The 15,653-nt window shown below is 36.6% G+C and carries 11 protein-coding genes; 8 read left to right on the forward strand and 3 right to left on the reverse strand.

Features of this window, described 5'->3' with window-relative positions; all coding sequences use genetic code 11:
* Positions 1 to 463 precede the first annotated feature (463 nt).
* The 5 genes from EV200_RS05810 to EV200_RS05830 all read left to right on the forward strand — a co-directional run bounded on the left by EV200_RS05810 (position 464) and on the right by EV200_RS05830 (position 5,346).
* Positions 464 to 1,351, forward strand: coding sequence for a DnaJ C-terminal domain-containing protein (locus EV200_RS05810; RefSeq protein ID WP_132530096.1), 888 nt, complete (start codon positions 464 to 466; stop codon positions 1,349 to 1,351).
* Between the two features lie 5 nt (positions 1,352 to 1,356).
* Complete coding sequence (locus tag EV200_RS05815; protein ID WP_165877873.1) at positions 1,357 to 1,653, forward strand: chaperone modulator CbpM; 297 nt, start codon at positions 1,357 to 1,359, stop codon at positions 1,651 to 1,653.
* A 101-nt stretch (positions 1,654 to 1,754) separates the two neighbouring features.
* Positions 1,755 to 3,323 (forward strand): helicase HerA-like domain-containing protein, encoded by a 1,569-nt coding sequence (locus EV200_RS05820; RefSeq protein WP_132530100.1) that lies wholly within the window; start codon positions 1,755 to 1,757, stop codon positions 3,321 to 3,323.
* 59 nt (positions 3,324 to 3,382) lie between these two features.
* The gene (locus EV200_RS05825) at positions 3,383 to 4,282 is read left to right on the forward strand and encodes a nucleotidyltransferase family protein (RefSeq protein ID WP_132530102.1); all 900 of its coding nucleotides are present in this window, start codon (positions 3,383 to 3,385) and stop codon (positions 4,280 to 4,282) included.
* A complete protein-coding gene (locus tag EV200_RS05830) occupies positions 4,273 to 5,346 on the forward strand; it encodes a phosphotransferase enzyme family protein (RefSeq protein WP_132530104.1) in 1,074 nt (357 codons plus the stop codon). Before EV200_RS05825 ends, EV200_RS05830 begins: the two co-directional genes overlap by 10 nt.
* 162 nt (positions 5,347 to 5,508) lie before the next feature.
* Here the strand turns inward: EV200_RS05830 and dnaK are convergent, their stop codons facing one another.
* On the reverse strand, positions 5,509 to 7,419 hold the full coding sequence (gene dnaK, locus EV200_RS05835; RefSeq protein ID WP_132530106.1) for a molecular chaperone DnaK: 1,911 nt from the start codon (positions 7,417 to 7,419) through the stop codon (positions 5,509 to 5,511).
* 394 nt (positions 7,420 to 7,813) lie between these two features.
* Here dnaK and EV200_RS05840 point away from each other — a divergent pair, with 394 nt between their 5' ends.
* Positions 7,814 to 8,173, forward strand: coding sequence for a DUF1304 domain-containing protein (locus EV200_RS05840; protein WP_132530108.1), 360 nt, complete (start codon positions 7,814 to 7,816; stop codon positions 8,171 to 8,173).
* A 168-nt stretch (positions 8,174 to 8,341) separates the two neighbouring features.
* Here EV200_RS05840 and EV200_RS05845 read toward each other — a convergent pair whose 3' ends face one another.
* A complete protein-coding gene (locus EV200_RS05845) occupies positions 8,342 to 9,547 on the reverse strand; it encodes a class I SAM-dependent methyltransferase (RefSeq protein WP_229676783.1) in 1,206 nt (401 codons plus the stop codon).
* Positions 9,548 to 9,824: 277 nt separating this feature from the next.
* On the opposite strand from EV200_RS05845, the gene EV200_RS05850 reads away from it, so the two are divergent.
* Both EV200_RS05850 and EV200_RS05855 read left to right on the forward strand, forming a co-directional pair.
* A complete protein-coding gene (locus tag EV200_RS05850) occupies positions 9,825 to 11,561 on the forward strand; it encodes a GMC oxidoreductase (RefSeq protein WP_132530110.1) in 1,737 nt (578 codons plus the stop codon).
* 11 nt (positions 11,562 to 11,572) lie between these two features.
* Positions 11,573 to 12,211: a gluconate 2-dehydrogenase subunit 3 family protein gene (locus EV200_RS05855; RefSeq protein ID WP_132530112.1), complete on the forward strand. Its 639-nt coding sequence runs from the start codon at positions 11,573 to 11,575 to the stop codon at positions 12,209 to 12,211.
* 225 nt (positions 12,212 to 12,436) lie between these two features.
* Here EV200_RS05855 and EV200_RS05860 read toward each other — a convergent pair whose 3' ends face one another.
* Entirely contained in the window at positions 12,437 to 15,406 is a 2,970-nt protein-coding gene (locus tag EV200_RS05860; RefSeq protein ID WP_132530114.1) for a glycoside hydrolase domain-containing protein, read from the reverse strand.
* Positions 15,407 to 15,653: the final 247 nt, after the last annotated feature.

Here is a 15,653-nt window from a genome sequence, read left to right on the forward strand (position 1 = left end):
CGTTGCCTACCGCAAAGCTTATGTTGCCTACCGCAAAGCTTATGTTGCCTACTGCAAAGCTTATGTTGCTTACTGCAAAGTTTATGTTGCCTACTGCAAAGCTCATGTTGCCTACCGCAAAGCTTATGTTGCCTATCGCAAAGCTTATGTTGCTTACTTGCAACTATTAAACTTTCTTCTCCGCTTAACCTTATATATCCTTAAATGCCTTATATGGTCAATAAATTTATACCATTACTATTTACAAAAGATAATTTTAAAAGGGAAGTAAATTATACTTTCCTTAGATTAACAACACTAATCTGATCATTAACAGCAGATGCCTTCAATTTTTTGGAGGCATTTTTGTTTAATGGCTTTTAGAAATAAAAATCAATATTTAAGGGAGATATACGTTAAAATATTAAAGTAAATTTAGCCACCAAACATTGAACATTAGTACTAACTTATTTGTTAACAACATATGGACTACATAGATTACTATAAAATCCTCGATTTAAAGAAAAGCGCATCAATTGACGATATAAAAAAAGCTTATCGAAAATTAGCCAGGAAATATCATCCAGATTTAAACCCGAATAATGATGAGGCCAATAAAAAATTTCAACAGATTAACGAAGCCAATGAAGTATTAAGTGATCCAGAGAAACGCAAGAAATACGATAAATATGGTAAAGACTGGCAACATGCCGATCAGCTGGATGCACAACAGCAGCAACAGCGACAATACCAATCGCAAGGCGGAGGCGGTGGTTATTCTGGCGGATTTGGTGGCGAGGACTTTTCAGATTTCTTCTCTTCCATGTTTGGTGGCGGTGCAGGCAGAAGCAGCAGGCAATCCCCCTTTAAAGGACAAGATTATAATGCCGATTTACAATTAAATCTTAAAGATGCATACACCACACATAAACAAACACTAACTGTAAATGGCAAACAAGTACGCATAACCATCCCGGCCGGTGTAGAAAATGGACAAAAGATAAAGCTTTCTGGTTATGGAGCACCCGGAGCCAATAATGGGCAACCCGGAGATTTATACATTAAGTTTAACATCAGCGAAGACCCTAAATTTAAACGCAAGGGTAATGATATCTACATTCAGGAAGAAATTGACCTGTACACAGCCGTTTTAGGTGGCGAAAAAATTGTAGAAACATTAAACGGTAAAGTAAAGCTTAAAATACCAGAAGGTACACAACCCGATTCAACGCTGCGTTTAAAGGGAAAAGGGTTTCCTGTTTATAAAAAAGCAGATCAGTTTGGAGATTTATATATTAAATGGCAAGTTAAACTCCCTACCAATTTGAACCAGGAGCAAAAAGAACTATTTGAAAAACTATCTAAAAGCTAATGATGATGAGCAATAATCTAATAGCCCTACATGATATATGTGTGTATCATCATGTAGAGATCGATTTCATCCAATCACTCGAAGATTTCGGTCTGATTAAAACCACCACGCAAAAGAAATTAACCTTCTTAAGTTTTGATGAATTGATGAAACTAGAGCGGTATGTTCGTTTAGCTAAAGATTTAGATATTAACCTCGAAGGCTTGCACGCCATTTCGCAACTATTAAGTCAGGTAGAAACCATGCAAAACGAAATCAGCACTTTAAAAGCCGAATTAAACCATTATAAACAGTTTAACTAATAAAGCGAAAACTTTGTGCAATAAATTGTACCCGGGATGTTCCCTTAATTACACCTATTTTTCAAGATTAGTTATTAAATTGTGCTATCAAATATAACAACATGAGTGAGTCATCTAAATTTATCGAAAAAATAAAATCATCCTATGCCCCTACCGGTTCATATATTTATTTAGGTGCAGGAATTTTAGATGGACAAGTTCACAGCGAGGCCGAAGTTAATTTATCATTAAAAATGATGAACAGACATGGCTTAATTGCCGGGGCTACAGGAACAGGAAAAACAAGAACGCTACAGTTACTGGCAGAACAGTTATCAGATGCCGGAGTACCAGTATTTATGTTGGATGTTAAAGGAGATTTATCCGGTTTAAATCAGCCAGGCGCAGTTAATCCTAAAATAGAAGAGCGTGCCCAGCAGTTAAACAAGCCATTCGTACCCGCTGGTTTTCCTGTAGAAATCTATTCCCTCTCTGGAAAAACAGGCGCACAAATGCGGGCAACCGTATTTGAATTTGGGCCAACACTTTTATCAAAAATATTAGACCTCAACGATACACAAGCTGGAGTAATGGCTGTTATTTTCAAATATGCTGATGATAACAAAATGCCAGTAATAGATCTGAACGATTTAAAAAAACTCGTATCTTATCTATCAGAAGGCGCAGGTGCAGCAGAAATAAAAAGCAGTTATGGCAGTATTTCTACCTCAACATCAGGTACAATTCTGAGAAAAATTGTGGCGATTGAACAGCAAGGATTGGGTGGCATGTTTGGAGAAAAATCTTTTGACATCGAAGATTTATTTGAACGTGTTGACGGAAAAGGTACCATTAGCTTACTTAACATTGCTGATGTTCAAAATCAACCCATATTATATTCTACCTTTTTATTAAGTCTACTCGCCGAACTGTTTAGTACAATGCCCGAAGTTGGAGATTTAGATAAACCAAAATTAGTTTTCTTTTTTGATGAAGCACATTTACTATTTAAGAATTCATCAAAGGCCTTTTTAGAACAGATTGAAACCATTATCCGACTAATCAGATCAAAGGGAATTGGCGTATTTTTCTGCACCCAATCTCCAACTGATGTGCCAGAAAGCGTATTAGGTCAATTGGGTAACCGGGTTCAGCATGCATTAAGGGCATTTACACCAAATGATGTAGATGCACTTAAAAAAACGGTAAACACTTATCCAAAATCTGATTTCTATGAAATAGATAAGATTTTAACCTCACTTGGTACCGGACAAGCACTCATCACTGTTTTAAATGAAAAAGGAATCCCCACTGAAGTTTCAGCAACTATGCTTACTCCTCCACGTGCCACAATGGGTCCTTTAACATCTGTTGACTTTGAGAAGTTAATACAGAGCAGTCAGATGTTCACCAAGTATAAGGACTTAATTGACCCTGAAAGTGCCTATGAAATTTTAACAAAAAGAATAAATGATCAGGCGGCAGCAGCAGAACAAGAAAAGCAGGAAAAAGAGTTGCAAAAAAAAGAAATACAAGACAATAAGGCCAAACCTGGAGAAAAAAGCTTGGTAGAACAGGTAATGGGTGCAACAATCACTCGCCAAATTGGCAAAGAAATTGTTAGAGGTATATTCGGAATGCTAACCGGCAAGAAAACCAGATCTAAAACCGGTGGTCTTTTTGGTTTTTAATCCCTCTCAATAATCAACATTAATACAATAACATTTAACGCTCCATTAATTTTTATAAGATGAAACCTACACTATTGATATTGGCTGCTGGGATGGCAAGCCGCTATGGAAGTATGAAACAGATTGATGGCTTTGGCCCAAATGGCGAAACCATCATCGATTATTCCATATATGACGCAATCAATGCCGGATTCGGCAAAGTTGTATTTATTATTAAAGAAGAATTTGTAGATAATTTTAAATCTATTTTTGAGCCAAAATTAAATGGCAGAATAGAAACAGAATATGTTTTTCAAAATTTCGACTTAAAACAATTCGGCATAGACGAAGAAATTTATAGAGAAAAACCATGGGGAACTGCGCATGCAATTCTATCAGGAAGAAATGTAATTAAAGAGCCTTTCTGTGTCATCAATGCCGACGATTATTATGGTTTTGATGCCTTTCAAAAAATGGCTGATTTCTTAAATACAGAAGCTAACGACACCAATTATTCTATTATAGGCTACGAAATTGGTAAGACGCTATCTGAATTTGGTTCAGTATCAAGAGGTGTTTGTAAAGTAGACGAATCTGGTAACTTATCAGAAATTGTAGAACGTACAAAGGTTTATCCAAAAGATGGAAAGATTTTCTACGAAGAAGATGGCGAAGAATTTCCATTAGACTTCAGTACACCAGTGTCGATGAATTTCTGGGGTTTTACTCCAGCAGTTTTCAAAATTACAGAAGGCTTGTTTAAAGAGTTTGCAATGGCAAATAAAGACAAACCTAAAGCAGAATTTTTTATTCCCCTAATTGGCGAAAATCTGGTAAGAAATAATACAGCCACTTTTAAAGTAGTTCCAACATCCAATAAATGGTTTGGCGTAACTTATAAAGAAGATAAACCATACGTTCAGGATTCTATTAACCAATTGGTTAAAAACGGAACCTATCCTGAAAAGTTATGGAGCTAAATTTAAATGCTGAAGTTTTACAAGCTTACGGATATACTTCAGAAAATATAAACATTAATCAGATAGGTACGGGTTTAATTAACCGTACCTATTTGCTATCACCTGTATTTGAAGAAAATAAATTCATCCTTCAAAACATCAATACCAGTGTTTTTAAGCATCCGCAAAGCATTGCCGGCAACCTTAAATTAATTGGAAATTACCTGGCAACAAACTACCCGGATTACCTCTTTATCAAACCTGTTTCTACCATTAGCGGCGAAGAAATGGCTTTTGTAAATGGCGAATATTGGAGGTTATTACCTTACATACCCCATACCGTTTCTTTAGAAGTATTAAATGAGCCACAACAAGCTTATGAAGCAGCAAAGCAATTTGCAAAGTTAAGCCGCCTGTTAGCCGATTTTGAGACCACCACGCTTCAAGAAACCATACCTGGATTCCATAATTTAAGCCTGCGTGTAGATCAGTTTCAGGATGCCTTAAAACTAGCCTCTCCTGAACTAAAGACCATAGCCAAACAGCAAATTGACGATGCCAACTCACAAAAACACCTGCTAGATTATTTCAATTCTTATAGCCACCGGAAAGACTTCCCCAACCGTGTGATGCATCATGACACCAAAATAAGTAATGTACTTTTAGATGCAGAAACTTTTAAAGGCATTTGTGTAATCGATTTAGACACCATCATGCCAGGCAAATTCATTTCAGATTTGGGTGATATGATGCGTACCTATCTATGTGCCTTCTCTGAAAATGAAACCGATTTAGGCAAAATCAACATTCGGTTACCCTATTTCGAGGCAATGATTAAAGCTTATCTTTCAGAAATGAAAAGCATTTTAACCGAAACAGAAAAGGAGCTGATTTTATTTTCAGGCAAATACATGATCTATATGCAGGCCATACGCTTCTTAACTGATTTTTTAAACGGGAATATTTATTATCCGGTGAGTTACTCTACTCAAAATCTAGACCGGGCTAAAAACCAGTTTAAATTACTGCATGAATTATCCGTAAACGAAAAAGAATTACAGGATATTATTGAATCAAATCTATAAGGTTTCTTTTAAGAGTTGACAACTTTCTTTTCAATCTGCTATTTAAAGTTGTCAACGCTATAAATTGTCAACTCTACAAACCAAAAAAGCGTTTCTGAACTTAATCAGAAACGCTTTTTATATACTCCTAAGACTTGCGAATCAGGACTTTAGACTCAAGACTTATTTCTTATCGTCTTCTTTTACTTCTTCAAAATCAACGTCAGTAACATTATCGCCACCACCTTGAGGTTGAGCATCAGCTTGTGGCTGCTCACCACCTTGAGGCTGACCGCCATCTTTGTACATTTCCTCAGATGCCGCATTCCATGCATTTTGCAATTCAGCTTGCGCTGCATCGATATCTGCAAAGTTACGTGACAAGTGAGCTGCTTTTAATTTCTCTAAACCAGATTCGATTGGCGCTTTTTTATCAGCAGATAATTTATCACCAAATTCTTTCAATTGTTTTTCAGTAGAGAAGATTAAAGCATCAGCACCGTTAATTTTATCAGCTTCTTCTTTTTGTTTAGCATCATCAGCTGCATTAGCTTCTGCTTCTTCTTTCATTTTTTTGATCTCAGCATCAGTTAAACCTGAAGAAGCTTCGATACGGATTTTTTGCTCTTTACCAGTAGCTTTATCTTTTGCACTTACGTGTAAGATACCGTTAGCATCAATATCGAAAGATACTTCTACCTGAGGCACACCACGAGGTGCTGGTGGAATACCATCTAAAATGAAACGACCAATTGTACGGTTTTGATTAGCCATTGGGCGTTCACCTTGTAAAATATGGATTTCTACTGAAGGCTGGTTATCAGCTGCGGTAGAGAAAGTCTCTGATTTTTTAGTTGGGATAGTCGTGTTAGACTCAATTAATTTAGTCATTACACCACCCATAGTTTCGATACCTAATGATAAAGGAGTAACGTCTAATAACAATACGTCTTTTACATCACCAGTTAACACACCACCTTGAATAGCAGCACCAATAGCCACAACCTCATCAGGGTTAACACCTTTACTTGGCTCTTTACCAAAGAAAGCTTTAACTGCATCCTGAATAGCAGGAATACGAGTTGAACCACCTACTAAGATAATTTCATCGATATCGCTTGTGCTTAAACCAGCATTTTTCAATGCAGATTTACAAGGCTCAATAGTACGTTTGATTAAGCTATCAGCCAATTGCTCAAATTTAGCACGAGATAATGTACGCACTAAGTGTTTTGGGCCACTAGCATCAGCAGTAATATATGGCAAGTTAATTTCAGTAGAAGTTGTGCTTGATAATTCAATTTTAGCTTTCTCAGCAGCTTCTTTTAAACGTTGTAATGCCATTGGATCTTTCGCAAGGTCCATGCTGTTTTCTGATTTAAATTCATCAGTTAACCAATCGATAATAATGTGGTCAAAGTCATCACCACCTAAGTGCGTATCACCATCAGTAGATTTTACTTCGAAAACGCCATCACCTAATTCCAATACAGAAACGTCATGCGTACCACCACCACAGTCAAACACAACAATTTTCATGTCTTTGTGTGCTTTATCTAAACCATAAGCTAAAGCAGCTGCAGTAGGCTCGTTGATGATACGTTTTACAGTTAAACCTGCAATTTCTCCAGCTTCTTTAGTCGCCTGACGTTGTGCATCGTTAAAATAAGCTGGCACAGTAATTACTGCTTCAGTAACTTCCTGACCCAAGAAATCTTCAGCAGTTTTTTTCATTTTCTGCAAAATCATTGCAGAGATCTCTTGTGGAGTATATTTTCTGTCGTCGATTTCAACACGTGGCGTGTTGTTATCACCTTTAACAACTTTATAAGGTACACGTCCAGCTTCTTTCGCACTTTCGTCGTAGCTGTTACCCATAAAGCGTTTAATCGAATATATCGTTTTTGTTGGGTTGGTTATAGCCTGACGTTTAGCAGGCTCGCCAACTTTACGCTCACCGTTTTCTGCAAAAGCAACAATAGACGGTGTAGTACGTTTACCCTCACTGTTAGCGATAACTACAGGCTCGTTGCCCTCCATTACGCTCACGCAAGAGTTTGTTGTTCCTAAGTCTATTCCAATAATTTTTCCCATTGTATTTATGTTTTTCTTTCTTTTATTATTCTAATTTCTAGCTATTAAACAATGCTTGTGCCAATTGCCTTTTGGCAGAAAATATCGTCAAAAGACTGATAAAATGTAAAAAAGGAGACTAAAGTTTACTGACAGCATGACAGAAAAGAACTAAAAGATCAAAACTGAAATACCAGTCCCGATTACCAAATTTTATTGCAATAAGTTGAAAATTATGTTAAAATTAAATTAGAGACACTTCCCTCGCTAAATGCAATAGCATTATAAACTAAGGCTGATACTATGAAATCTAATTAGTGCCTTCTAGGCACATGACCAGAGAGATTAGCTATAATAAAAATCAACAATGATATTTCGCAATTTATTGTATCTTCAATAAATAAACCAATACATCATGCAATTAGCTGCACAAATTATGATCGGCCTGGTCGCCGCCATTCACATTTATATTTTATGGTTAGAAATGTTCGCCTGGACAACTAAAGCACCAAAGGTTTTCAAAACCATACCTGCAGATCTTTTTCTACCTACAAAAACATTAGCAGCAAACCAAGGATTGTACAATGGTTTTCTGGCAGCTGGATTAATCTGGTCATTATGTATCAGTGATCATCAATGGAAAATTTATGTAGCTATCTTTTTCTTATGCTGCGTAATCGTTGCCGGCATTTATGGAGCAGCAACTGCAAGTAAGAAGATTCTTTATGTGCAATCCATCCCGGCATTAATCGCATTAATCTTATTACACCTGTAACCATCAGTGGGTATTGCCGTAAATAAGGGATTAACCTCTATTTCTGCTTTAGTTTTACCTTAAACTCTGCGCTTCTATGAAGAACTTAGCGTTCTTGGCGGTTAAACTAAAACCCCAACCTTTTTATACTTTATTTAGCCTGAAGCTTTGCGGTTCTTTGCGGTTAATTTACAACTCCAACAATCTTTCTAAATGATGATAGCCAATCCCAAAGTATGCTTTACTCGCTTTAATCTTTTGTAAAATCTCCGCTTGTCTTTCGCTTTCAGCTTTAGTCTTTAAGCTTTCACCTCTTTTAACCCCAACAACAAGTACATTCTTCGGTGTGTGTACATCTGATATAAATTCAAATACTTTAGTTTTATAACCAAAGTATTCCAAAATTAAAGCACGGATACCGTCCGTAACCATTTCAGCCTGACGCTCCAGAAAAATCCCATGTTTAGTTAAAAACGAAACGTCATTTTTAACTTTATTTTTTTCTATTTCTCTTCTGATCTGTTTATGGCAACATGGCGCGACGACAATCAATTCGGCATTAGCCTTAATTCCTTTAAAAATGGCATCATCAGTTGCCGTGTCGCAGGCATGAAGCGCAATTAATAAATTCACATCCTTGGCATCATAATCTTCAATCGTTCCCTGAACAAAATCCAATTGATCAAATGAAGATTTCTTTGCTACCTCATTACACAAATCAACCATGTCCTGGCGATATTCTACACCAATCACCTCAGACTCCAATTTAAGAACGGAATGAAGATAATCATACAAAGCAAAGGTTAAATAACCTTTACCTGATCCCATATCAGCAACTTTCTTAATTGTTCCCTCAGGCAACTCTTTAATCAGCGCACTTAAAATTTCAATGTAATGGTTAATCTGACGGAATTTATCCTGTGCATTTTTATATACTTTACCCTCAGTGTCGGTAATTTTTAATTCATTTAAGTAAGATTTTGAATCTGGTTTAATTAATCTTTCTTTCGCTTTATCGTGACTATCTGCCGGAACTTCTTTAATAGATGCATTTATTTCTCTGATTACAATCTTTCCGTTATTTAATTCTTCAAAAATTAAATCATTTGCAGTTGTAAACAGTGTAGCTATTTTGAATCCATTTTGCATGTATTCTGCTATTAAATTAATCGCTTCATCCGAATTAAAATTTTTAACTACATCTCTTGTTTTGTACCGGAAAGTAAAGGCAAATTTTTCCTCTCGCCTGATCACAACTTTACGAACCAGTATTTGTTTCAAAGCTTCTTCTGTCCCCTTGTAATTTCCTAAGGAAATTTTAACAAAATTTCTTTCGTTTAAACTAACTTCTAGAGCAGAAATAAATTGAGCAATGTGTTCGGAAAATACCATCATTAAAATTTAAAACTCAAAGATAAATCATTTTACTTGGAGAATGTACGTTGCTACATAATGTAACAATTGAGCGACTTACCAATTACTTTAAATGTTAAAATAAATATGATTACACTTTGAATATTGCTTTTCGATTAAAAAAATAGAGATGAGAGGTAATACGATTTAGGAATGTCAGAAAATAGATTATCTGTAATCATTCCAAAAAAAGGCGATCACTTTTATTTCAAAAAAATTAAGTTTAGATTAGATATCAATTAATTTCTATCCATATTACATGAGTGACTTTCAGATAAAAAAATCGCCAACGGTTTATGATGCTATTATTGTTGGATCTGGTGCCGGTGGCGGTATGGCGGCATATGTTTTAGCTAACGCAGGCCAAAAGGTTTTAATGCTTGAGGCTGGTCAATATTTCGACCCCCGAATAGATGCGCATCAATTGAAATGGCCTTGGGAATCTCCACGTCGTGGCGCATCTACTACGAGACCTTTTGGTGATTTTGATGCCTCATATGGCGGCTGGGAGTTGGAAGGTGAACCTTATACAACCAAAGATAAAACCGAATTTGAATGGTTCAGATCCAGAATGCTGGGCGGACGCACCAATCACTGGGGAAGAATATCACTCCGAATGGGTCCGCTTGATTTCCAGGCGAAAGATGGTTTAACGGATGACTGGCCCATTACTTATGACGATGTAAAACCATTTTATGATAAAGTTGACCGTTTAATTGGCGTTTATGGCACTAAAGAAGGATTGCCTAATGAACCAGATGGCATTTTTATGAAACCGCCAAAACCCCGGCTAACTGAGCTTTTTATTAAAAAAGGAGCAGATAAAGCAGGAGTTAAAGTCATTCCGGGCAGAGGTTCCGTTTTAACAGAACCTTTACCAAATAATAGCGATAGGGCACCTTGCTTCTATTGCGGCCAATGTGGGAGAAGCTGTAAAGTATATGGCGATTTTTCTTCTTCATCTTGCTTGGTGATTCCTGCAGTTAAAACCGGAAACCTTACTGTTATTACTGATGCAATGGTTCGTGAAGTGATTACAGATAAAGATGGATCGGCCAAAGGAGTTTCCTATGTAAACCGGAAAGATTTACAAGAATATCAGGTAAATGGAAAAATGGTGATTTTAGGCGCAAGTGCTTGTGAATCGGCCCGTATTTTATTGAATTCTAAATCATCTGCACATCCTAATGGCTTAGCCAATAGTAGTGGCATAGTAGGTAAATACCTTCATGATTCTACCGGTGTAAGCGTTTCAGGATTTCTGCCTCAGTTAATGGATAGAAAACGTTATAATGAAGATGGTTTAGGAAGTGTGCATATTTATTCGCCATGGTGGCTAGATAATAAAAAACTTAACTTCCCGAGAGGTTACCACATTGAATATTGGGGTGGAATGGGAATGCCTGCTTACGGCTTCGGCGGAGGTGTTCCGGAAATGAACGGCATGGTGCCTGGAAGAGATGGCAAAATGAAGGATGCAGGCGGTTATGGTAAATCTTTAAAAGATGATTACCGCCGTTTCTATGGCACAACTGTAGGTATGGCGGGGAGAGGAACAGCCATAGCCAGAGCAGATAATTATTGTGAAATTGATCCAAATGCAGTCGACAAGTTTGGTATTCCAGTATTGAGATTTCACTACAAATGGGCTAAGGAAGAAATTTTACAAGCTAAACACATGCAGGATACCTTCCTTACCATGATGAAAGAAATGGGTGGTGTAGTGACTTCCAAAATTCAGGGACCAGAAACCAATTATGGATTACTTCCCCCAGGGAAAATTATTCATGAGGTCGGCACCATTAGAATGGGCGATGATCCTAAAAATTCTGCTTTAAATAAATACTGTCAGGCGCATGATTGCAAGAACTTATTTGTGGTAGATGCGGGTTCATTTGTTCAGCAAGGCGATAAGAATGCCACTTGGACAATTCTTGCATTATCCATGCGCACCGCTGAATACATTTTAGCTCAAAAGAAAAAACAAAACATTTAAAGAATTACTATATGAACAGACGTGATTCCATAAAAGCATTAGGCCTAACAGCCATTAGTACCAGTGTAATATTAGATGCCTGCAAACAACCCGAAAGCAAAACCGCTGATATTACTACACCAAAAGAAGAAGATGGTAAAGAGGCAGGACGTGAACAATGGGAAATTGACCGGGACAAAAGGTTAAAAGCTGAAACATATTTTACCAAACATGAAATGGCAACAATAACTGTTTTAGCAGACATTATCATTCCAAAAGATAATGTATCAGGAAGTGCATCCGATGCTAAAGTGCCTGAGTTTATTGAATTTATTGTTAAAGATATTCCTGAACATAAAATCCCTATGCGTGGCGGATTAAAATGGCTTGATGTTTACTGTTTTAACAAATTTAATAAATCCTTTATAGAGGCATCTTCTGATCAACAGATTTCTATAATTGATGAAATCGCCTATCCAAAGAAGGCAAAGCCAGAAGTTCAGGCTGGGGTTACATTTTTTAATAGGATGAGAAGTTTAACTGCATCAGGCTTTTATACTACTGAAATTGGCGTAAAAGATATTGGTTATGCCGGAAATGCGCCTAATCAATGGACTGGTGTGCCAGATGACGTATTGAAGCAATATGGTATGCAAAACGTTAAGGTGTAATTAGTAATATCAAAACAAATCGCCATTTCGATCGAAGTGGAGAAATCTTTGTAAATCGGTTCAAAGATTTCTCCATTCCGTTGCACTCCAGTCGAAATGACGACTATTCGATAATTAAAATGAGGCTTCGTTTATAACGAGAAGATCGATTTATATCGATCTTAGTATAATTACACACTGCTAATGTGTTTCTGAATGATCCCGTTTGCAAATCGGGACCAGAAACTACTCCACCATCAATATCAAACCTTTTCCTTTTTCGATAGGAATTGGTTTTCCAATAGGATAATTTCCAGCAACCTGAAACTGATCAATATTTGGAGCTGAGATTTTTGCCTTATCGGCATTTAAGCCTAATTTATTCCAATCAATAATTAAATTAACCTGTACATCATCCTCTGCCCAACTTGCCAAAGCGATCATCGTCTTTCCTTGCTTCTTGTAAACAGTTGCTAATACTTTCGAATGATCAGTTTTTACAAGACAGTTATCGCTCCAATAACCAATCATTTCAGATCCTTTAATGCCGAAGTTATCCCAAGCTTTCCACAAAGGTTTTGGATCACTTTTATCCGACCAGCCGAGGCGGCTCGTCATGCCATAAATCATTCCCCGCCAAGGATTTCCATCATCTTGTAGCATCTCCCCCATTAAACCAAATGGAATTCCGCTTACTTCGGTTAAAAAAAAGTCAGGGCTATTTTTTTGATAATCGAAATATTCACCAAACCATAAACGATTGAGATAAGGAAAATGCTCCAGATATAAAATGGCACTATTATTAAAACCATCATTCTTATTATACTGGTTAGCAGAATGGAGATCAATAATACCTGGGTGATGATTTTGAGTTAATACACGTTTAATGCGTTTCATCGTAACCCGGTCAAATGCTACATCATCAAGATACACACCATCAATACCCACATTATTCACAAGCCAATTCATACCTTCTACGTAATAATTATGCCAACGGTTCATCCCACTGTTAATTATAGCCGCATCTTTTATCTCAGGCACAAACCATGCAGCGATGTAATTAGAATCTAAATGCTCCTGCAACCAACTAAATCCTCCACCTTTTCCAGGTGAATACACTTCAGTACCCAAACTTCGTAAGGCTGGCCATTCATAAGCATGATTGGAGAGCTCCCGTACAGTATTATAAATTTTAACTTTTAAGCCTCTGGTGTGCGCATCATCAACATAATTTTTCATTTTTTTCCATTCGATAAAAGGATAATTTATCCATGGATTAATAGGTGTGGCATGGTGAATATTAACTACAGTTGCACCTGTCGATTTAATTGAATCCAAATCTCCATATTTATGATAAAAGCGATTTTCCCATTGGAAATCAGTATCAATTAAGTGAAAGGGAGTAATCAATAAGTTAAAATTATAATAAAGCACATCACCTTTTTTCATACTTCTGGCTCCGGTAAAACTATCAGCCAACATTGAGCTACCTTTAACATTAATCTGAATGCCACCTTTATTATCATTACCCCATGACTTTGGCAATAACAAAGGTTTCTGCAAGTAGAAATTAGTATTTAGCGGACGAATATAGTTTTCATCTCTGAGGTTATAGTATAGCCCTGCATTTACATTTCCAATCCAAACTGCATCCTGATTTTTATTTGCTACATCCCATTTCCATTTAACCGTATCAGGACGAAGGCCACCCTTTTCTCCCAAACCCATTAAATATTTAGTTGAGTTTTTTTCAAAAGGAATGTGAAAATCGACATTGCTAAAATTGACATCTTTTAAGGCTGTAACTTTTACTACATAATGAACATATCCATCAAATTCTAAGGCCCCTTCTACATCCATTTGGAGATTTGGCGATGTGTTGGATGCCGTCCATTTTACAGTTCCAGCCTCTTTACTGGTAATTTGAAAATTGCTCGCAGCAAATTTTTCCTGAGTTTTAGGTGTATTGTAAAAATGAAAATGAATCGGCTCGTATAAAATATTATTTGGCTTTTCTGTATAAGCCGTCATTTCTGAATTGAAAAACGTTTGAATCTGCTTAGGGAAACCATCTGCATTAATTTCGAACTTTCTACCCAAAAGTGAGATTACGTTTCCATTAACAGTTAAAGGTGTGTAAGGCGCAACCACTGTATTTGCTTGTGCTAGCGTAGAATTTAACCAGGTTAAGCGGGTTTGTTTATTGGGAGTTCCTACACCGGCATCCGCCAATATCTGATTGGTGACCGAGATACGCACATCAATAACCTTAGAGTTACCATTACTTTTTACCGTGAATTTACCTGAATAAATACCCGCTGTTGTATTTTCTGGAATATTCACAGTAATCCATATCGGCTGAACTTTACCAGAAGCTACATTTACAGTTTGAACCAATGGTTTATTGTCATAACTTGTCCCATTCGTATTTAAGCAGTTGATATATTTCTTCGAAATCATCTTTCCAGTCTTGCTTTTTAAATCACTAAAACTCACGCTTATTTGTTGCAAATCCTTCATTGCAAATACACCTAACTGAAAAGCATAATTCTCACCTCTACTTGCAACGCCAGAAAAATTCTTTTGAGTGCCTTTTTGAATCCATCGGTATGGTAAATCATTTTGCATCTTAATAGGATACATTCTATCTTCAGGAAAAACAATAAAGGTATTATTAGGATATTTAGCTTTTATATCATTAGTTTCCTTCTTGGTAGCGATCACTTCCATAGGGTAAAAGGAATTGAAGGCATCTATAGATTGTATTTCTAAAACTATAGTATTAAGCTTCACAATTTTTGCCTTGCTTAACCAGTTCTTATCAGACACATTTGATTTTAAGTATACTCCTTTAGGATAATTACTCCTACCCTCATTTTTATAAGGTAAATAATAAATGTAGTATTTACCTTTTTGAGGTGCTTCAAAATAAATCTCAGCGCTTTCCTGAGTGAAACGATCAAGCCCTAAAACAGAAACATTTTTACCCGTAGCATCCTGAATTATGATCCCTTTTGATTCTGGATGGTTATCCCGTCTACGCCAATTGATTTTAGCGTGAGCCGTTTTTCCTTCGCCGCCAAACTGAACAATTACCCGATGGTTTCCCAATGAATCAGCATTCCAGGAATGATTACCATTTGTATATTTTAATACTTGAGCATTGATTGATAACTGCCAGAACAGACAGAGCAAAAGAAAAAGCCTAAATTTCATTATGAGTTTGTTTTAGGCTAATTTATAAATACCTCCTTGAAATAATGCTATGTAATGAAAAAATGAGACAAACGTTTGTTTATTTGGTTTATTAGTTCATTAGGCAATAGTTCATTGGTTAGTATGATTTAGAAGTTGAGTTAATTACCAATCGCAAACTGAGGACTATGATTGATTCATTGTTGGTGTCATTCTGAACGCAGTGAAGAATCTCTTTCCTATTACGACAGAAACCTGATATGCCTAC

The sequence above is a fragment of the Pedobacter psychrotolerans genome (genome assembly GCF_004340665.1).
In the GTDB taxonomy this organism is placed as follows: Bacteria; Bacteroidota; Bacteroidia; order Sphingobacteriales; family Sphingobacteriaceae; genus Pedobacter; species Pedobacter psychrotolerans.

What these genes read in the sequence shown, in the direction of transcription:
- EV200_RS05810 (WP_132530096.1), top strand. Translation starts at nt 464, where the DNA reads ATGGACTACATAGATTACTATAAAATCCTCGATTTAAAGAAAAGCGCA.
- EV200_RS05830 (WP_132530104.1), top strand. Translation starts at nt 4,273, where the DNA reads ATGGAGCTAAATTTAAATGCTGAAGTTTTACAAGCTTACGGATATACT.
- EV200_RS05850 (WP_132530110.1), top strand. Translation starts at nt 9,825, where the DNA reads ATGAGTGACTTTCAGATAAAAAAATCGCCAACGGTTTATGATGCTATT.
- EV200_RS05855 (WP_132530112.1), top strand. Translation starts at nt 11,573, where the DNA reads ATGAACAGACGTGATTCCATAAAAGCATTAGGCCTAACAGCCATTAGT.
- EV200_RS05815 (WP_165877873.1), top strand. Translation starts at nt 1,357, where the DNA reads ATGAGCAATAATCTAATAGCCCTACATGATATATGTGTGTATCATCAT.
- EV200_RS05860 (WP_132530114.1), bottom strand. Translation starts at nt 15,406, where the DNA reads ATGAAATTTAGGCTTTTTCTTTTGCTCTGTCTGTTCTGGCAGTTATCA.
- EV200_RS05825 (WP_132530102.1), top strand. Translation starts at nt 3,383, where the DNA reads ATGAAACCTACACTATTGATATTGGCTGCTGGGATGGCAAGCCGCTAT.
- EV200_RS05845 (WP_229676783.1), bottom strand. Translation starts at nt 9,547, where the DNA reads ATGATGGTATTTTCCGAACACATTGCTCAATTTATTTCTGCTCTAGAA.
- dnaK (WP_132530106.1), bottom strand. Translation starts at nt 7,419, where the DNA reads ATGGGAAAAATTATTGGAATAGACTTAGGAACAACAAACTCTTGCGTG.
- EV200_RS05820 (WP_132530100.1), top strand. Translation starts at nt 1,755, where the DNA reads ATGAGTGAGTCATCTAAATTTATCGAAAAAATAAAATCATCCTATGCC.
- EV200_RS05840 (WP_132530108.1), top strand. Translation starts at nt 7,814, where the DNA reads ATGCAATTAGCTGCACAAATTATGATCGGCCTGGTCGCCGCCATTCAC.